Source organism: Thermodesulfobacteriota bacterium (assembly GCA_034189135.1).
Lineage (GTDB): Bacteria > Desulfobacterota > Desulfobacteria > Desulfobacterales > JAUWMJ01 > JAUWMJ01.
Genome location: JAXHVO010000025.1, coordinates 1 through 19976, shown reverse-complemented (window position 1 = coordinate 19976; position 19976 = coordinate 1). Strand labels below are relative to the sequence as shown.

Genomic DNA, 19976 nt, shown 5'->3' with positions numbered 1-19976 from the left:
AAATGGATTTGGTCGCAGAACAGTAATTTTAACACAATAATACCCCTTAAGGGGTTATCAGTATCGATGCCCTTATAGGGCTTTATGCAAGCCTCCGGCTGGGCCGGAGGTCATGACTAAAGCTAGGGTGGAAGTGGATACGAGCATTCTTGACGGAAGAGTAAAAGAACTTCTTCAAGACCGCAGTCTTTTGGATAAATACAATGATAATCAAAAGCGTGAAAAGAAACTTTTAGCAAGGATCAAAGAGCTTGAAAGAGAAAATCAAAAACTAAAAAGTCTGCCCCAAAAAGAACAGAAACAGAGAAGGGAAATAATAAAAAACCAGTTCAAAATTGCAACTCAAGGCCTAACTGCCTCTGAATTAAACAGAAAAACTAACGCTTTGTGGAAGGAAGGTAAATATACGAACCCTGACAGGGCTATAGCTTATTTGAGCGAGGCGATTCGTCTGGATTCAAGATACGCTGAAGCCTATAACAATCGAGGGATAGCCTGGTCTGATAAAGGCAATTATGATCGGGCAATTTCGGATTATGATAAAGCCATTGAATTAGACCCGAGAGACGCTGAGGTATATTACAACCGAGGGATAACCTGGAAGGTCAAAGGCAATTATGATCAGGCAATTTGGGATTATGATAAAGCCATTGAATTAAACCCGAGACACGTTGATGCCTATTACAACCGAGGGATAGCCTGGTCTGATAAAGGCAATTATGATCGGGCAATTTCGGATTATAACAAAGCTATTAAATTAAACCCGAGATACGCTTTTGTCTATAACAATCGAGGGAACACTTGGCATCGCAAAGGCAACTATGATCAGGCAATTTCGGATTATGATAAAGCCATTGAATTAAACCCGAGACACGTTGATGCCTATTACAACCGAGGGGTCGCCTGGTCTGATAAAGGCAATTATGATCGGGCAATTTCGGATTATGATAAAGCCATTGAATTAAACCCGAGACACGCTTTTGTCTATAACACTCGAGGGATCGCCTGGTATCGCAAAGGATATTATGATCAGGCAATTTCGGATTATGACAAAGTCATTGAATTAAATCCGAAATACGCTGATGCCTATAACAACCGAGGGATCGCCTGGTTTTTCAAAGGCAGTTATGACAGATCTTGCCATGACTTCCAAAAAGCTTGTGAATTAGGAAAATGTAAGGGATTAAATTGGGCCATGAAAAAAGGATATTGTAAATAGGATTTTATAGTTGATTTTTTAAAAGGTTCGTATAACACTCTGTACACAAAAAATCTTAAAGGTCGATACGTATAACTTCAAGTTATCCCAGCATTTCATATAACCGGATAGCTTTTTTATTACACAACTTTATTTATCTGAGAGTCAACCAAAATGTTTTTTCATATTGATGAGTCTGGAAATACCGGGAACAATCTTTTTGACCCAAACCAGCCACAACTAAGCTACGGTGTGCTTTCAAGTACGGCTAATGTCGATGTGTTAGGTAAGCCTTTTCACAAAAAAATGCTTCAGGAATTAAGCGTTGATTCCCTCCACGCAAATATCCTAGGAGTCGATAAGCTTACTCGTATCTCTCGATTGTTATATGACCTCCAAAAAAGGATACGTTTTGATTTTGACTACTATTTTATTCATAAACCAACCTTTGCTTTAACAATGTTTTTTGATGCTGTCTTTGATGCGGGCCTTAACGAGGCTGTGAAGTGGGACCTATATTGGTCCCCTCTCAGGTATCCGATTATTCATCGGCTTGCAACATTGTTTGATGAAGACCTCCTTAAAGAATCTTGGGATTTATGCAAACACAAGAAAATTAACACACAGGAACAGAGGGTGGTATCGCTACTTAGGAAGATATTATCTCGTACTCAGAGTTCCTCTTTTGATATTAGATCAAAAGAGCTGATCATTGACGCATTAAAGTATGGGATTACGCACCCTTTGACTCTGGATTTCGGTGCGAGTGACCAGAATTTTATCTCCCCCAATGCGATCTGTTTTCAGTTTGTTATAACCGCAATGGCCATGAGGCTTAGGAAAAAAAAGAGAAAAAATGCCAGGGCGATAACGGTTGATAGGCAAAGCCAGTTCAATCAGGCGCAGATTGACACACATTTTTTTTCGCTAAAAATTTCTGAAGGTTTAAAGAAAGCTGAGGATAAACAACGCAGGCTCTATCTGACTAATCCAATGTATCACGGTTTGGACACGGATAATGTTCTGTATAAAGGAATTCCGCAGAAAAATATCAAGATTTTAAGCAGTGAGAATAGCATTGGCCTCCAAATAGTTGACATCTATTTGTGGATCGTAAACCGCTTTTTGTCAGGTACGGGACTTTCAAACGAGCTAAAAGCAGTTGCCAATTGCTTTTTTCATCGTAGTATGGTCGATGGGATATCAATGGAAGGCATGAAACATCGTTGGGAAAAACTTGAATCTGAATTGCCTGCAATAGAAGACCTTACTGAAGAGCAAATGGAATATAATCGTCAGATGGTTGAAAATCATCGTGCGAAGGTTGCCGCGCTGGGTATCTAAACATCCCCCTTTATGTATCTTAAAACATATAAACGCAAATATAAGGATACGCGATAACTCGTCGTGAAATTAGCTCGAACCGTTTTATATCTAAATCATATCACACGATTCTAAAGCTGGTGATACCTTCTATATGTATCACAACAAAGGCTAACATCGAGTTATGGAATGGACATCTGCAAAAACTTGCTAATTAAATGCTTTGAGATAGGTAATTTTTACTACTGAAAAAGAATGGTGCAATTAACCGCATGGCTGGAAGCGCGGAAGCGCTTTTAGCCAGTCCGCGTTAAATTAAGGGTTAGCTCTTGATTTTTTTTACAAGTTCTTTGTGACCGTCTCCCCAGATGTTTAACTGATGAAAATAATCAACAGCGAGACGAAGCAATGGAGAGGTTCCACGTTCAAAAAAGGAGCCTGTAATCCTGACCCCATATCTTTTTATATCTTGAACCAAGTCTACATAATCTTCATCACCAGCCACAAGTATGGCTATATCCATGTTTCGATTAGATGCATTGATAAGCAATTCCCTTGCAATAGCTATGTCTACACGCTTCTCTTTTCCTTTGGCCTTTAGTTTTTTGAATAGGACCGGTTCAAAATTGCTCTTTCTCAAGCATTTTTTAATACGTTGTTCCTGTTGGTCTCCGCCTACGAATGATCCGAACCAATAGCGTCTTACAACTCGACCGTCAACTGAGCCAACAAAAGCATCATTCGATAATCGAGACCAAAGTGTGTTGACGATCATAGCCGATAGATGCAACTCGTCGTCGTTTGGCTTGACGGAGTCTATTTTCTTTCCTATTTCTTGGCCTACACCGCGGAGAAGATTTGATCCATCAACGAATATCATTACTTTTTCATTCATAATCGATCCTTAGAGCTAACGATGAAGTAGTTCCGTTTTAAATGAGGAAACTGGCTGAGCGTATGAGTCCTTCTTAGACAAATAACCCGGTCTTAAACAGGCCGGGTTATTTGTTTTATGGATAGGAGAGTTTCTCCCCAAGGTCTTATACTGCAATCATGGCCACGCGGTAGCATCGCAAACAGCGATCCGCTTCGGCAATGGCTTCAGCGGTGGGGAAGCCCTCTTCAACCTCATCAAAGGTGAATTTTCTTGTATCTGCCGGCAGCATGTCCAGGTGTTTGCGTTTTCTGCCGCTTACAATGCCGACTTTTTCATCGGGGTCATACGTCTTTACTTTTTTAAAGAGCATATTAAAATAATCATTGTCATCATATTCAAGGGGCAACCCATTGATCAGGCGGTCAATGCTGCGGGCCGCCTGGCGGCCCCCGGCACAGGCGCTGATCAACGTTCCCGGTCCGGTCTCGCAGTCTCCGGCTGAAAATATTTTGGGACGACTGCTTTGCTTGGTTACTTCATCTACCACAATGGTACTCCATGGGGTGGTTTTGATATCTTCCAAGCCTTTAAGTAATGACAGATCGATGCGTTGGCCGATGGCCGGAACAACCGTGTCACAGTCAAAAACATATTCCGAGCCTTCGATGGGCACGGGCCGTCGTCTGCCGCTTTCATCCGGTTCACCGAGTTCCATACGGATGCACTCAAGTCCGGTCACCTTTCCATTTTTTTGCAGTATTTTCGTAGGAGTGGTAAGAAAGTGAAAGGGGACTTTTTCTTCTTCGGCATCGTGGATCTCAACGTCATCGGCCGGCATTTCATGTCTGGTACGGCGATAGATCAAATTGACCTCTTTACCGATACGGCAAGAGCATCGCACGCAGTCGATGGCCACATTTCCGCCGCCAATGACGACCACCTGTTTGCCCTCAGGATAAGGATCCCGGCCTTCGTTAATATCCAGCAAATACTTCACCCCGGGAACAAATCCTTTATAGCCCGCTTCTTCTCCTTCAACGCGCATGGATGAACTGTTTTGGGCCCCAATACCAATAAAAACAGCATCATTGTCATTTTCAAGCTGTTTTAAGGTGATATCCCTGCCCACGGAAGTATGGTATTGAATGGTGACGCCCATGTTTTGAACCCGTTCCACCTCGCCGCGCAGAATACCGCGAGGCAGCCGATAGTCGGGGATGCCAACGGCGGACATCCCGCCGGGCTCATCCAGCTGCTCGTAAATGGTCACCTCATGACCTTTGCCGGCCAGATGGTAGGCACAGGTGATACCGGCGGGACCGGCTCCAACAATGGCTATTTTCCCTGTTTTTGCTGAAGGGGTAATTGGATAATCGGGCTGTTGGTAACGTGACAATTCACAATCCGCCACAAATCGTTTCAGGTATTTTATGGATATGGGTTCATCCACATTGGCACGACGGCAATGCGCTTCACAGGGACGTACACAGACGCGCCCCACAATGCCCGGCAGGGGAAGGCGTTCACGAATTACATCAAGGGATTCTCCAAATTTGCCTTCTTTGATACATTCCACATATTTGGGAATATCAAGATGAATCGGGCAGGCATCCATGCAGGGTGCGGTGAGTTTGGAATAGTAGGTGCCGGACCCATCGGCTCTTTTTCCCTGAGCCGCAAGTTCGAATTCACTTGCGAAATGCTTTAAGGCGTGCAGGATAGGAATCGGTCCAGTTTGGCCGATGCTGCATTTCGCCGTACTGCTGACCATTTCAGCCAGGCTCATTAGTATGTCGATGTCTTCCGGCTCCCCCCGGCCCTGGCACAGTTTTTTTAATCGGTCAGCCATGATACCGGTACCGGTACGGCAGGGAATACACTTGCCACAAGAGTACCTGTGGACATCAGCCATATATGCCCGGCACAGATCAAGAATATCAACATCCGCGGAGCGCAAAACAATTCCATACCATCCAATCAACGCTTTGATCCTGGTGTCTTGCTTAAAATATTCCGGCAATTCAACCTGTTTTATCGGTTCACCGGCATGGGTAGTTGTATCTCGGTGGTCCACAACCTCATTCCCCCAGGAACTGAAAAGTATTTCTTTCATGATCTCCCACCTATTTCGTTTGGTCCAACAATTGAATTTAAGCCATGTTTATTAATCGTTGTTGGCTGTCCGTGGTGTAAGGATGGAAAAAAGCAGTTCATTGAAACAGAAATAAACCAACCATCATGGGTTTATTCAGCCCCGTTTAATCGCTCAGAAATATAGGTATAAAGGTCTGTCACTTTCAAATCCAGATCCGTATTGCTCTGAGCGCATGTCAGATGTATCTGGCACTTGGGACAGGCGGTGATAAGAGTCTGTGCTCCGGTTTGCACGGCTTCCTGGAGCCTGTCAACCTGCATGGCTTTGGAGCAGCCGGAACACTCCATCCATGCGCTGGTTCCGCAGCAAAGAGCATTTTCTTTGCTGCGCTGCATTTCCAGCAGGTTTGTTTCGGGAAGGTTTTTCAACAGCTGTCGCGGTAGATCGTAGTTTCCCGACAATCGACCCAGCCTGCATGGATCCTGGTAAGTCACAGTGCCGTTGGAAGATGGCTTGAAGGGCAGTTCTGCCTCAGACATTTTTTGTGTAAGAAATTCGGTTAGGTGGAGGACTTCAAAGGGCAATTCGCCGAAATATTCAGGATAGTGATGCTTAAATGTATGGTACCCTTCCGGACAGCTGAAAAGAACGGTTTTAGCTCCGGAGTTTTTAATGACTTCAAGGTTCTTGTCTGCAAGTGCACGGAAGGTGGCTTTATCTCCGCTCCACAGGGCATCGTGACCACAACAGCATTCATCATTGCTGATGACCGGTGTTACCCCCATTTTGTTTAGTAAAGAGAGTACGCTTTTCGCACTTGAAAGGGGAGACAGGTTCAAATAAGCGAAAGTGACTTCAAAATATGGCAGGCATCCTACGAAATAAAAAATATCCCCGGTTTCCTGGAACTCTCCGGCTTCCTTAGCCCAGGCAATACGTTGCTGCTTAATATCACCGGTTTGCAGGCCGGCAATGCTTTGAAGGATGCCATGGTGGCTTTCCACCGGAAGGTTGCCGGTTTTTCGGGCTTCTTCTCTGTAGGACCGGATAAATTCCGGAAAATCGATTTCCACCGGACAGCGAGAACTGCAGCGGGCACAACTCAGGCATGCCCAGAGTTCCCGACTTTTAAGAAAGTCTTCGCCCTGACCGGCCGTGGTTCGTTTAATGATCTGCCTGGGCGAAAAGCTTGGAAGCTCATAGCTGATGGGGCAACTTCCCGTGCACACACCACATTCCATACAAAAGTTGACCTGTTCCCTGGTTAGCTGCACGATATCCTTCCTTGTCATATTTTGGCTTTCTGTGATAAAGAATATATCTCACCACAGAGCACACAGAGTTTACAGAGATTATAGTCTTTTCCTTTTTATCCTCTGCAAACTCTGTGGTAAAAATAAACAGAATTGTTTTGGTTGCCAAAAATTGGTTTAACTTTTTAAACCGATATATTACATGGCTGTTTCAGGATGAAAGACATTCAATTCTTTTAAATCGTCTCCTAAATATTCCCGTTCATTCGGTCCAAGGATTCCAAGAGACAGGCAGATCAGCGTCCACAGATGAACCACAGGGTAATTGCCTCCATAATGCTCGCTTAACTCATGAATTTGGGCATGGCAGTTATGACAGCCCGCAATACAGTAATCCGCACCTGTTGTCTTGATTTGTTCATCTTTCAGCCTGCCGTATTCCAGGCGTTGGTCTTTATATCCGGATTGTAGAAATCCGCCGCCACCACCACAGCAGTAATTATTAGATTTGTTGGGGGTCATGTCTATAAAATTTTCTTCACCCACAATGGATTTGACCACAAATCGCAGGTCATCTGCAATCGGATCCCCATAAGCCTTACGTACGATTTGACAGGGGTCCTGAACGGTAAATTTGATTTTTAAATCCTTGTTCCAGTCGGAGTTAACTTTCAGTTTTCCTTCCCGGATCCACTTTGCGTAATATTCGTAAATGTTTTTGACTACAAAATTGTGTTCAATATTGAATTTTTTCAGTCCTGCCAGGACTGAGAAGGTGACGTGCCCTCACTCCGTATTGAGAAAGACCTTACACCCCAGGTCGTCCGCCTGTTTGGCCGTCGTGCGGGTGATATGTTCCCAGGCGTCATTATCCGCAAGGAACATGCAGTAGTTTTCTCCTGCCCATCCTTTACTGCCGTAAGTCCAGTCAACCCCTGCCAGGTGAAGAATCTTCCACAGGGGAACCAGTTCATCGGGTTCGGTTACAGGTTCCCTGGAATTTTGATTCAAGAAAAACTCGGCTCCCTTTTTATCGATGGGGGCTTGCATATCCTTGAACTCAGGCTGTGACTCTTGGTATTCTTCCAGCACGTCTTCCACCACGAATATAAAATCGTCCGGTGCCGTTCCCATGGCACTGCAACTGTCATTTTTCAGCGCCATGTCGCATGATCCCAGGATCCCTTTGGGTCGATCTTCCCTTGGCCATGCCGCACGAGCATTGTAAACCAGCTGGGGAATGTCGATTTTCATTGGACAGACGTAGATACAGCGCTGGCACATGCTGCACATCCATACCCATGGGGTACTTGTGATTTCATCATCCATCCCTAAAGCTGCCATTCGCAGGAATTTTCTTGGATCCATACCTTCCAGTCCGGTTGCCGGGCAACCGGAAGAGCAGGCCCCGCAAGTCAGGCAAAGGTTCAAATTTCCCCCTTCAGGTAGCAGCTCTTTTACCTTGTCTATAAACATACTTTTTTTCTTGCCACCGAGTTTAATTGCTTCTTCTGCCATATCTCCTAATCCTCCCGATATATTTTTAATTTCTTAAAGGGCTTAACCCTAATTCTTTGATTTTTCTTTCCATATCAATCACAGCTGAAGAAAAATCCTGTCCCATGTTGGAAGCCAAAGTGATATATTTTAGCCTGTCGTTGTCAAAACCTGTCTCTTTCAACATGCTGTGAACCTCACCCACCCGCATGTTGGCAAATATATTTCCCTGTTCGGATTTGCAATTTCCATTATGGCAGGTCATGACCAGAACACCGTCTGCTCCATTGACAAAAGCGGACAAAATATAATCAATATCCACCTTTCCCGCACATGGAACCTTAATTATCTTAAGTCCTGCTGGGAGCGGCATGTTGAATGCTTCAGCCATTCTGCCAGCCTCAAAAGCGGAATTCTGACAACAAAACGCAATGATATTTGGTTCATTATTTGCCGATTCAGCAAAATTTTGAATCTGGCCTTTAATTTCATCGTCTTCAAAGCCGCCTATTTGTATCGCATCCATGGGGCATTCACTGGCGCAGATTCCACATGCCTGACAGGCCATTTTAGATATGACGGCTTTATTATTTTCATCCCAGTAAATGGCACCGTGGGGACAACACCGGTAGCAAGTCAGGCAAAACACACACCGGCCCGTATCCACCACCGCTTTTTCCTTGGGAAGCAACCGCTTGCCATCCCCAAGGAGATTTTTTACCTTAAGCGCTACATTTTCAACATCTGTCCATATTAATGGCAAATCCTGTACTTCCCGGGTGGCACCCACCACGAAAATGCCTTCTCTGTTTGAACAGACCGGAAAAAGATGAACGTTATCTTTTTGTAAAAAATCAAACGGTCCGACATCGATTCGCAATAGTTCAGCAAGCCCTTCATTACTTTGATCCGCGCAAACGGCCTCCTCAACCACTAGAAGATCGGGTGATAGCTCCATATCACGCCTTAATACATTGTCGTAGAATGAAATCTTTTTGCCATCCGGTTCAATATCCGGTGCTTCTTTTAGTTTAAAATAGGTGGCGCCATTGTCTCGGGTATCTTTATATATCAATTCAAGACCGTCAGAAGCAACCTTTAAATCACCTGCATAAACATACGCACTGCAACCCTTGGTTTTTTCAATGGTTAAAACGCTGCGCATCACCCTTTCCATAACAAGGGGATACCCTTCCTGGGCAAAGCCCACGACAAAAGCAACCGTTTTATTTTCCAGTTTTTTCCTGCCTGATTTATTATCAGGAGCGAGTAATTCCTCCATCTGCGATTGGGTAAGCACATTTTTGGAAAGGGAAAGCCCATACTTTTCATGCAAAGGCTCGACAGAAAAATCGGTGGCAATGACTATGGCTCCCACTCTTTTTTCTTTAAGTTCATTTCCCTTTGACAGAGTGACATTAAAATCACCGGTAACGCCGGTGACGTCTTTGATCTGTGTCTGGGTAAAAACATCGATCTGATTATTGTTTTGCACCTGTTCGACAAGTATTTTTAACCTGTCGAGTTCATTATTGTTTAAACTGAACAGGCTGTTTGTTTTCCCTTGAAATCCAATGTCGGATTCCTTTTCAACCAGGCTAACCCGATACCCTGAAGCGGCAATTTCGCAGGCGGCCTTTAAACCCGGCATGCCGCCGCCAATAACCAGAACCCCGGTGTTTATATTTATTTCTTCCATATCCACATTTGTCGTATCTGTCATTAGTTTACCCCCAAATATTTCATAACCTCACCGGCCGCTTGGGTGGCGTGGGCCATGGAAGCGGCAATGGTCTTTGGACCTTGCACGGTCCCCGCGATAAAAATGCCGTCCTTCGAGGTTGAGGTTCGGTTAAACTTATCCTTACAGGCAAAAAAACCATCTTGATTGAGATCGATGCCAAGTAGTTCTGAAAATTTAGCATTATCTGAACCAGGCATTATTCCGATGGACAGAACAACCATGTCGAATACCTCTTTAACAGGAAGACCGCCATCATCACTCATATATCGCATCTGCAATTTGTCTTCTTCAATGGGATAAATATCCACCGGTATGTTTCGTACAAAACGCATGTCTGATTTGCATTTTTCATAAAATATTGGAAAGTTTTTACCGGTATTCTGGATATCCATATAAAATATGGTGATATCAGACTCAGGATTTTTATATTTTAGTTGTTGAGCCATTCGCAACGCATATGGACAGCATACCTGTGAACACCATAAATTTCCCAGATTTTCGTCCCTGCTCCCCACACATTGAATAAAGGCGACCGCATGGGGTTCTTTGCCGTCAGAAGGCCTCACCAAATCTCCGTTTTCTCTCACGATGTGTTCCAGGTCCAGTCCGGTCACAACATTGTTGAACTTGTGATAACCGTATGTTCCTTTTATTTCAGCATCAAATGGATTAAAACCGCTGGCAAGGATGACTGCATCTACATCATCTATTTGGTTGGTCAGCTCGATATCTTTGAATTCTACAGCGCCATCAGGAATATCCTCGCAACGGCTTTTGTCAACAACCACAAACAAAGGAGAATTATTCTTTGAATACCCCTTTGTAAGCCCACCATCCGGCAGATCGGTTGGTGGAGAACTTCTTTTCAAGCTTACTGAAAATTTACCGTTTTTATTAATTTTTTCAACTTCTGTTGCAAGATGCACCTTGATTTTAGGCTCATTTACCACGTTGCAAAGCATATCTTCTACCGAGCATGCCCCACATGCCATACATTCATCCGTGGCTTTGCAGCAGAACTGGATCGCATATCCACCTAAAAAGCATGTCTTTTCTATAAGTTCCACATTAATATCGATTTGTGACAACTCCCAGGCGGCAGTCAGGCCGGCAATCCCTCCCCCAACGACCATCACTTTTTTATTTGCTGTACTCAATTGGAAGCTCCTTTATCTGTTTATAGATCGTTTTAATCTATACCTTTGGCCTGGGCAACACTTTTGCCCGTTCCGCTATTTCCGGTACCTTGTGTTCCCATTCAATCGCCATGAGATGAACCCCTGACACCCCTTTCATCTCTTTGAATTCTTCTATTTGCTCACAGGCTATTTTTATACCCTCATCCGCCTGTTTCTTCTTATCAACGCCCTTCAGCCGGTCGATGATTTCATCAGGCACATCCATACCGGGAACATTATTTTTCATATATCTTGCCATACCAAGACCCTTCATGGGTGTGACACCGGCAAGAATATAAACCTTTTCCGTAAGCCCCATATCGTTTGCCTGTTTAATCCATTCCCGCATCTTTTCCATATTATAAATACATTGGGTCTGGATAAAATCAGCTCCCGCATTTACCTTTTTCGCCAGACGGTGAACCCGCCATTCGAAGGGGTCAGCAAAGGGATTTGCCGCAGCGCCGATAAATATTTTCGGTGGGGAATCAATATCGGCTCCGCCTAAAAATTTCCCATCATCCCGCATCTTTTTTACCATACCGATAAGTTGCATGGAGTCTATGTCAAACACGCCCTTGGCCTGGGGATGGTCTCCGAATTGCTGATGGTCCCCCGAAAGGCAAAGCATATTTCTAATTCCGTGGGCACTGGCACCCAATATGTCACTTTGCATGGCCAGACGGTTTCGGTCTCTACATACCATTTGGAAATTAGGCTCAAGACCCTCAGACAAGAGAATGAGTGATGCTGCCCAGCTGGACATTCGCACCATGGCGGTTTGATTATCCGTAATATTAACAGAATCAACCGTTCCCTTTAAGTGACTCGCCTTTTTCCTGACCGCCTCAACGTTTGCTCCACGAGGCGGACCCACTTCACCGGTAAAGGCAAAATGTCCGGCTTTTAACAATTTCTCAAGATTACTTCCTGATTTCATATCAATATTCCTTCTGCATGTTAGTAATACCGCTATTTAAGAATTAATTTATTTATTGAACGTACTTTATGGCTGGTAGCGTTCTTTATATGACGGTTGGATAACCGTTCGAGGTGTCTGGTTTCGCCAGTCATTCGGCGGACTGATCTCAAGAATATTGTTTAGGCGCCCCTGTTTTTCCAATCTTTCATATATTTGAAACCATGCGCACGGTTGATCTTTATTGATTTCACAACTGCCCTTATTGGTTCCGCCGCAGGGTCCATTGAAAAGACTTTTTGCACACATGGTTACCGGACATATGCCGGCAGTCATTCCCAGTACACAGGTTCCGCATCCACGGCATCTTTCTTCATACCATCCCACATCTTTATTCACACCGATAAAAGTGGTATTTACAGCCGGGAAAACCGGCACTTCAGGAAATCTTTCCGCAAGAAACTGGATTCCTGCGCCGCATGCCATAGACAACAAGGCATCATATTCGCCCACTGCCCCGTCCAGTTCAGCTAAAAATTCCATGTCACATTGCCGTTCCAAAGTTGCCGCTCCAAGCTCAATGGGATTATTTTCCATTTTTCGTGCGATCTTAAGTTCGGCATTTAAGACCCCCACCTCTTTTTCGCCACCTGCAAGACAAACGGCAACACATGTTCCGCAACCCACAGTTAACACTTTTTTATAGTCCTTTAGCAGAATCTTAATTTCTTCCAAGGGCTTTCTTTCAGCAACAATCATTAAACCTCCTGTCTCTATCCCTTGAGAGCTTTGTCAAACGCTATTTTTCGAGGTTTTCACTCATCCCTTATCAACCAGCGCAAAATTGACTCAGCACTATCCTCAATCGGTTTCAGGCGAATCCCCTTTGTTAAACTCCGATGAGTTATAAGCTCGGATTTAACCGGGAAGGCAACAAACAACGTTTTACAAAGATCTGTTATAAAATTATTGGATTAGAATTTTGAGTTAAAAACCAAATAGCTTTTACTCACTATCCACTGAATTTGTCAACCATAATTTATCCGTAAATTTTTATTGTTTTTTAATAAAAACATGATGATTCATGACAGCTATCTCGCTGAGATTGGATTGGAACCAGCCCCAAGGGACAGAATCCCACGGCGGCGTTCATCGTCTCTGCCTGCATGGGTTAACTGAGAGGATAGGGGGCGTGTACCCTAGCGATCTTCTTCGTCAATCTGGCACCGGGCAAACAGGCAATTCCCCGGAAGAACCGAACTGAGATGGAAAAACGACTGTTTGTTTCTAATGAATATTCTTGAAACCGAAGATGCTGCGTGATAGTGTAAATCGGAGTAAGTAATCGTTTAAAATTAATTTTACGATTTGATAAGGCGCCTCATTCTGCATGGCCGCGTTGTACTCGTCCGTTATAGCCCGCTGTTCACCATTTTTGTGTGTTGCCATGCAGGCACCTCCTGAGCTGAAAAGCGATACTTATTTTTTAAGCCAACCCTAAGGAGTTGCAAACGATGCCGGATAATAAAACCTCGGTCATTAACATTGCCCTTGTCGGGGGGGAGAATTACTGCGAGGAAGTTTTGGAAAAAACCAACCTTGGGTTTATCGATTCCGAGGTGAGTTCCCGTATTATTGCTGTGGCCGATGCAAACCCGGACACTCCGGGAATGGTGCTCGCCAGAAAACTGGGACTTAAGACGGCCACCGACTATTACGAACTCTATTTGCCGGAAAATCATATTGATCTTATTATTATCCTGACACCGGAAAAGACCATTTTAGAGGATATTCTGGCAACCAAACCGGACACCATTCGAGCCATGTCCTACAATACTTTTGAGATTTTCTGGAAGGCCATTGGTGTTCAGGAACAAAAGCTGAGGAAACGGAACGAAGAAGTCGAAACCATTCTCAACAGCATCCAGGACTTTATAATCGTTATTACACCGGATAAGGAAATTGTGGAAGTTAATGAAGCTTTTTTGCAGAAAATGGGGTATACCACAGAGGAAGTGATCGGTCGGAAATGCCATGAGGTTTTTCAAAAAGATAACAATATGTTTTGCAACTCGGCTGATATCGTTTGTCCGCTTAGCGAGGTGATACGGAACAAAATGTTTAACCAGCAGGTGATGCCCCGAATAAACCGCGATGGCAAAACCCGTTATTTCGAAGTTGCCATCTTTCCCATATGGGAAAAAGATGGTAAAATTTCTAAGTTTATAGAAGTCAGTCGGGATATTACGGAACGCAAAAAGGAAGCGGAGGAAATCACCAGGCGCCTTGAACAGATGGTTGAAGAGCGGACTGAAAAGCTAAAAGAAACTCATGAAAAACTGCTTCACCAGGACAAGATGGCCTCTTTGGGAAAACTCTCGGCTTCGGTTGTTCATGAGATTAATAATCCGATCGCAGGGATATTGAACCTTACCAAGCTGCTTAAACGAATGACTGAGGACGGATCAATCCCGGCGGGGGACGAAAATGATTTCAATCAATACTTGGAACTCATGGAAACAGAGACCTGGAGAGTCAGCCGGATTGTTTCCAACCTGCTTACCTTTTCCAGGCAATCCGAGATGGGATTAAAAAGGGTAAATATTAACCGCCTGATTGAAAAAACGCTTATTTTGAATTCGAATCTGCTGATGATAAATCAGATCAGGATTGAAAAAGATCTGGATCCCGACCTGCCGGAAATGACGGGTTCGGAAGACCAACTGCAGCAGGTTTTTATTAATTTTATATTAAATGCGGCAGAAAGTATGGAAAAAGCCGGAGAGGGTGTGCTGGAGGTTAAAACAAGGTATTCAAATGCTGATGAAAAAATCAAGATCGCTTTTAAAGACACCGGGGTCGGTATCCCTCACCAAAACTTTTCCAAGCTTTTTGAACCCTTTTTCACCACTAAAAAGAAGGGAAAAGGGGTGGGACTCGGTCTTTCCGTTGCATATGGAATTATCGAGGAACATGGCGGTGTTATCCATGTGAATTCAAAAGAAGGAAAAGGCACAACTTTTAATCTAAAACTTCCGCTGAAACAGTTATCCTTTTCACCGAACAGGAACGGAGGTACCCATGGGGAGCACTAAGATATTAATCGTTGACGATGAATTGGTTATGCGCAAATCACTCAGCGGATGGCTGGAGCGTGACGGCCATGATGTTGATACTGCAGAAAGCGGAGAAGAAGCGATAGAAAAAATAAAGGAGACCCGTTTTGACCTTCTCCTGGTTGACATAAAAATGGAAGGAATAAGCGGGCTGGACGTTTTAAAGCATGTCAAGGAAAGCGATCCTGATGTGGCCGTGGTCATGATTACCGCATACGGATCTATCTCAACTGCAATTGAAGCGATGAAGAATGGGGCGTTCGATTATTTGCTAAAGCCCTTTGATCCTGACGAGCTTGGCGTGTTGATTGAAAAAATCATTGAACAACAGTCACAGGCCCGCGAAAATCTGTTTTTAAAGGAACAATATAAAGACCGAACCCGGTTTGAAAGTATGATCGGGCAGTCAAAACCAATGCAGGAGGTTTTTGACCTGATCCAGGATGTCTCCGCCATGGATTCAACGGTTTTGATCACCGGTGAGACAGGGTCGGGTAAAGGGTTGGCGGCCAAAGCGATTCATACCAACAGTCGTCGCAGCAACGGTCCATTTGTGCTGGTCAACTGCGGTGCCATCCCTGAACATCTAATGGAAAGCGAACTGTTTGGTCATCAGAAAGGGGCTTTTACGGATGCCAAGGAAACCAAAAAAGGACGGCTGGAGCTCGCTCACGACGGCACTCTTTTTCTGGACGAAATCGGTGAAATCAGCATGAGAATGCAAATCGATCTTCTGCGAGTGCTGGAAGATCGTGTTTTTTACCGTGTAGGCGGAACTCAGCCAATGGAAGCCAATTTTCGAGCGGTGGCAGCCACCAATAGAAATCTGGAAAAAGCAATTGAAGATGAAACATTTCGCGAAGACCTTTATTACCGCCTGAATGTCATTGCCTTTAAAATGCCGCCTCTCCGGGAGCGCAAAGAAGACATACCTCTTCTGGCTGAACACTTTCTCAGACGTTTTTCCCAGGAAACAAATAAGCATATTGATAAGATCAGCCGCGAGGCAATAGATGAGATGATGCTCCACGAATGGCCCGGTAACGTCAGGGAACTTGAAAATGCCATTGAGAGAGCGGTGGTGGTGGGAAAAGAACGTGAGATCCGTCCTGAAGATCTGCCTTTCCGTTGTTCCGATGACCCTGGCTTCATTCCAACAAACGCTTTAAAGGGTATTGAAAAGACCCATATCAAGAAGATACTTGATAATAACCAGTGGAATATAGCCAAAAGCGCAAAAATTTTGGGCATTGATCGTACCACTCTTTACAGCAAAATCAAACGCTATCACATGAAAAAATCGGATTGATTACCTCACCAGAACATAGCATTGTTATTTCGCCGGTCGGAACGTTAGACAATGAGCTTTTTGAAACGATCAGCATACAGATCAACCGGATATTTCGCTATAAAACCGAAGTCATCCCCCTGTTGCAGGATGTAAACTTTGCCTTTGACCCTAAAAGAAAGCAGCATCATTCCACCCCTATTTTAAAAAAACTGGAAGAGGTGGCACCGGTTCAGGCAACTAAAATAATAGGGATTACCAGCGTAGATCTGTTTATCCCCATCCTGACTCATGTGTATGGTGAAGCCCAGATAGGCGGCACCGCGTGCATTATTTCCACCCATCGGCTTTCAGAAGGTCTTTCTCTTGCGGCAGATAAAAATAGCTATTACCAAAGGGTGGCCAAAGAGGCGGTTCACGAACTGGGGCATACCTTTAAACTACGCCATTGTAAGGACAGTGCCTGTATCATGCACTACTGTCGAAGCATAAAAGATGTGGACAGGAAATCAGAACAGCTTTGCCGTTATTGCAAAACTCTTTTAGATGATGAAATAAAAAGGCTATCCGATCGCTTACCGCTCGTCGATCGTCGCTTGTAGGAGAACGCATCTTTCATCATTTATTCTGCCTGAAATAGATCAGGACTATCAACTATGAGCGGTCATCGGTATGCAGGAACAGTTTGGTTAGTTTTCCCCATCCGATTTCAGGCATTTTTCCGTAAATATCATCCCCCAACTGTCCGCCATCCGCCGCCATGGGAACGGTGTCGTCTATTATCTGATACAGACGATCGACCTCTTGTTTAAAAAAATCTTCTGTTTCATCGCTTATCATCAGGTTTTTCAAATCATGACGAAGATTATTGGAATGAATCCTTAAAATCCAACCTTGAGAGTAAGGATGTTGATTGGCCAACTGCCCGTGCTTCCTCAGGGCAGGATTAATGGCTGTAACAACTCCGCTGACAGGAGAAAGAACTTTGGCTTCCTTAGGGCCGCGATTTAATATGATATCCGCGCGATCTTGTTTTACTTCCTTGCCCATAAGTGGAGCGTTAATCCGATCAAGGGGGCCAAGCATACGCAGGGCAAAATCATCCATACCCACTCTGACCGCAGAACCTCCTTCCATCTTTACCCATGTATGTCCGCGGTGGAGATAGAAGCCTTGGGGTACCTTAAACCCTTCCACATTCATTACATCGATCGGCTTTACAACTGCATTTACACTGTACTGATCGTCAAAATACTGATCGAATTCGCAGTTGCCGCATAAGTATTCATGGGTACAAGCTCTGAAATCGATACGTTGTTTCAGGTGGTGCAGGCAAGGCCTTTTCCATACCGGCAGTTCTTTCAATTTTTCTTTCCAGAAAACAATTTTTCCCTTATTTCCTTTTGGTCGCTTACCATGTTGTTGAAGCTCTTGGTTTTGAGCGGCAGCCTTTCGCAAGGCTCTGTCAAACCGGCAGGTGGAACAAAAAAAATCACTTTTGCAAAACTTGCGGTGGACCACGCCGGCCTGCATCCAGATGCAGGGGCTTGGGTCTTTTGGGGATTGATTGTCTAAATTGATTTCTTTCATTTTAATTGCCTCTGAAGATATTTGGTCCATAGCCAGTAAAGGTGGTCTGCGGGAAAAACATTTCTTTCTACGGCAGACCACACCATTTTTATATGTATGCAATTGGAACCATTAAGATCAGGTTTTAAGAAAGGTTTGGGTCAAATTTTTCCACCCAAGGTCAGGAAGGTTACCATAAATATCTTCCTGTAGCAGACCACCGTCCGCCGCCAGGGGGCCGGCCACATCCTCTATCATATTTTCCAGCGCAGTAACCTCGTCGTTTATCCAGCTCAAACTGCCTGCATCCGTCATTAGCTCTTTTACCGTCTTTTTGATATTCGGGTTGCGCACCATGAAAAGCCAGCCGTCTCCATACGGTTCCCGGTTGGCCAGTTCCGGGTTCTCTCTGACCTGGGAATTAACCTCTACGATCACCCCTCCCACGGGAGAAAGCACATCCGCCAGATTTTTTTTGCGCTTGAGGCCCCAGCCGACTTTTCCCTGATCAAATTCCTTTCCCATAAGGGGAAGGTCAAGACCATCCGCTTTTCCCAGAAGCTTAAGGGCAAAATCATCCAGACCGATTCGGATATAGCCACCACTTTCAATTCGTGCCCAGGTATGACCGTTATGGAAAAAATAATCCATGGGAACATCAAATCCTTTGACCTGCTGTATTTCCATGGGCATGCTTTTGGTTTTTGGGGTCCAGACGTCTTCAAAGTACTGGTCAAAATCACAGGTGGCACATTCATAGTCATATGCACAGGCTCGTTTGGCGATACGGTTGGTCAGACTATGCCTGCAGACTCTCTCCAGCTCCGGTCTTCTCCTCATGGAATCCTGCCAGCTTATGTTTTTTCCCTTTTCTACGCTCTTTTTCATTCCCTGATCGTATTTACAGGTGGCACAATCATAGAAATTGTTGCAGTTTTTAAAATCAACCACACCTGCCTGCATCCAAAGACAGGGATTTGATATTTTGGCTTTTTTATCCGGTTTTACCATCCACACCTGACCGCCTAAAACAGCGCCTATCTCGTTTTTTTTGCTTAGATCCTGAGTTTTTCCTTTACGGTAAGATGAGCCATACCCGTTATGAATGTTTTCTTCTGTTTTAATTTTTTCTACCATTTTCCTTCTCCTTGTTGATAGGTGTTTAAATGATTTATTTTTTTTTTAGGTTTTGCCTGTATAATAGAGCAAAGGGCGTGCCACTGAATTGAGATATGGGAAAAAAAGAGTAACCATTTAATAAAATTATATTTATGAAAAACAATTTATGAATGGAGTGCTTTGCGAAGGCCGGCCATCGGTGTGGAGATATTCTACAGTATACGACAGACAGAACGATTATTTATTAAATAATTTGAATGATTCATCCTGTTTTAAGGGGGTTATCACCGATGTGGTGATTTTCAACAACGGAGTTGAGTTTTTCCACATGGTTTAGTTGAAGGGTCGGGGCGTTTTTCTATTTCTACTCAGCTCATCCGGGGAAGCGACCCTATGCCGGTTCAGGCCTTAAAAAATGAGTATATCACTCTGTACACGCCCCCTATCTTTTGCGTTAAACCGATACAGGCAGTGATGATCATTGCCGCCGTGGGAATCTGTTTGATGGGGCTGGTTCAAATCCAACTTCAGCGAGATAGCTGCCGCACGTCAGTTTTTCGGTAATATTGTTAAGGCCTGAACCGGCATAGGGTCGCTTCCCCGGATGAGTCTCTACCAATCATTAAGGCGCAAATGGTTCACCAAAAAGGCCATTGATGAAAAACTCCCCGATCCTTTGTTTAGTTAGTGTCCATCCACGGATATAACTATCCGTAATACATAAAAAAAGCGCATTTTGTAGTGGACTTTTTATTCTTTTTGCAGTATATGAAAAAGCGACAACAATTTGATATAACTAC

16 protein-coding genes are annotated in these 19976 nt (G+C 44.2%); 5 read left to right on the top strand and 11 right to left on the bottom strand.

What is annotated here, in order from left to right; all coding sequences use genetic code 11:
* Positions 1 to 112 precede the first annotated feature (112 nt).
* Positions 113 to 1219, top strand: a complete 1107-nt coding sequence (locus tag SWH54_03180) for a tetratricopeptide repeat protein (protein MDY6790252.1) — start codon at positions 113 to 115, stop codon at positions 1217 to 1219.
* A 153-nt stretch (positions 1220 to 1372) separates the two neighbouring features.
* The gene (locus SWH54_03175; GenBank protein ID MDY6790251.1) at positions 1373 to 2542 is read left to right on the top strand and encodes a DUF3800 domain-containing protein; all 1170 of its coding nucleotides are present in this window, start codon (positions 1373 to 1375) and stop codon (positions 2540 to 2542) included.
* 301 nt (positions 2543 to 2843) lie between these two features.
* Here the strand turns inward: SWH54_03175 and SWH54_03170 are convergent, their stop codons facing one another.
* From SWH54_03170 to SWH54_03130, 9 genes are all read right to left on the bottom strand, one after another.
* Positions 2844 to 3416: an NYN domain-containing protein gene (locus SWH54_03170; protein ID MDY6790250.1), complete on the bottom strand. Its 573-nt coding sequence runs from the start codon at positions 3414 to 3416 to the stop codon at positions 2844 to 2846.
* A gap of 145 nt (positions 3417 to 3561) precedes the next feature.
* Positions 3562 to 5511 carry an FAD-dependent oxidoreductase gene (locus SWH54_03165; protein ID MDY6790249.1) on the bottom strand — a complete coding sequence of 650 codons (1950 nt, stop codon included), beginning with the start codon at positions 5509 to 5511 and terminating at the stop codon, positions 3562 to 3564.
* 131 nt (positions 5512 to 5642) lie between these two features.
* Entirely contained in the window at positions 5643 to 6767 is a 1125-nt protein-coding gene (locus SWH54_03160; GenBank protein MDY6790248.1) for a (Fe-S)-binding protein, read from the bottom strand.
* Between the two features lie 177 nt (positions 6768 to 6944).
* Positions 6945 to 8264, bottom strand: a complete 1320-nt coding sequence (locus SWH54_03155) for a (Fe-S)-binding protein (protein ID MDY6790247.1) — start codon at positions 8262 to 8264, stop codon at positions 6945 to 6947.
* A 25-nt stretch (positions 8265 to 8289) separates the two neighbouring features.
* Positions 8290 to 9966 (bottom strand): hydrogenase iron-sulfur subunit, encoded by a 1677-nt coding sequence (locus SWH54_03150; GenBank protein ID MDY6790246.1) that lies wholly within the window; start codon positions 9964 to 9966, stop codon positions 8290 to 8292.
* On the bottom strand, positions 9966 to 11144 hold the full coding sequence (locus SWH54_03145) for an FAD-dependent oxidoreductase (GenBank protein MDY6790245.1): 1179 nt from the start codon (positions 11142 to 11144) through the stop codon (positions 9966 to 9968). The genes SWH54_03150 and SWH54_03145 overlap by 1 nt, the downstream gene beginning before the upstream one ends.
* A gap of 37 nt (positions 11145 to 11181) precedes the next feature.
* Entirely contained in the window at positions 11182 to 12105 is a 924-nt protein-coding gene (locus SWH54_03140) for a methylenetetrahydrofolate reductase (protein MDY6790244.1), read from the bottom strand.
* A gap of 66 nt (positions 12106 to 12171) precedes the next feature.
* A complete protein-coding gene (locus tag SWH54_03135) occupies positions 12172 to 12843 on the bottom strand; it encodes a methylenetetrahydrofolate reductase C-terminal domain-containing protein (protein ID MDY6790243.1) in 672 nt (223 codons plus the stop codon).
* A 528-nt stretch (positions 12844 to 13371) separates the two neighbouring features.
* Positions 13372 to 13533, bottom strand: coding sequence for a hypothetical protein (locus tag SWH54_03130; protein MDY6790242.1), 162 nt, complete (start codon positions 13531 to 13533; stop codon positions 13372 to 13374).
* A gap of 65 nt (positions 13534 to 13598) precedes the next feature.
* Between SWH54_03130 and SWH54_03125 the strand changes: the two genes are divergently transcribed.
* Genes SWH54_03125 through SWH54_03115 form a run of 3 tightly spaced genes read left to right on the top strand, consistent with a single transcriptional unit; the run spans position 13599 to position 17090 of the window.
* Positions 13599 to 15179, top strand: coding sequence for an ATP-binding protein (locus tag SWH54_03125; protein MDY6790241.1), 1581 nt, complete (start codon positions 13599 to 13601; stop codon positions 15177 to 15179).
* A complete protein-coding gene (locus tag SWH54_03120; protein ID MDY6790240.1) occupies positions 15166 to 16509 on the top strand; it encodes a sigma-54 dependent transcriptional regulator in 1344 nt (447 codons plus the stop codon). The genes SWH54_03125 and SWH54_03120 overlap by 14 nt, the downstream gene beginning before the upstream one ends.
* Positions 16506 to 17090 carry an archaemetzincin family Zn-dependent metalloprotease gene (locus SWH54_03115; GenBank protein ID MDY6790239.1) on the top strand — a complete coding sequence of 195 codons (585 nt, stop codon included), beginning with the start codon at positions 16506 to 16508 and terminating at the stop codon, positions 17088 to 17090. The genes SWH54_03120 and SWH54_03115 overlap by 4 nt, the downstream gene beginning before the upstream one ends.
* Before the next feature lie 52 nt (positions 17091 to 17142).
* Here the strand turns inward: SWH54_03115 and SWH54_03110 are convergent, their stop codons facing one another.
* Together SWH54_03110 and SWH54_03105 are read right to left on the bottom strand one after the other, a co-directional pair.
* Positions 17143 to 18078 (bottom strand): glycine cleavage system protein H, encoded by a 936-nt coding sequence (locus tag SWH54_03110; GenBank protein MDY6790238.1) that lies wholly within the window; start codon positions 18076 to 18078, stop codon positions 17143 to 17145.
* A 117-nt stretch (positions 18079 to 18195) separates the two neighbouring features.
* Positions 18196 to 19194: a glycine cleavage system protein H gene (locus SWH54_03105; GenBank protein ID MDY6790237.1), complete on the bottom strand. Its 999-nt coding sequence runs from the start codon at positions 19192 to 19194 to the stop codon at positions 18196 to 18198.
* Positions 19195 to 19976 lie beyond the last annotated feature (782 nt).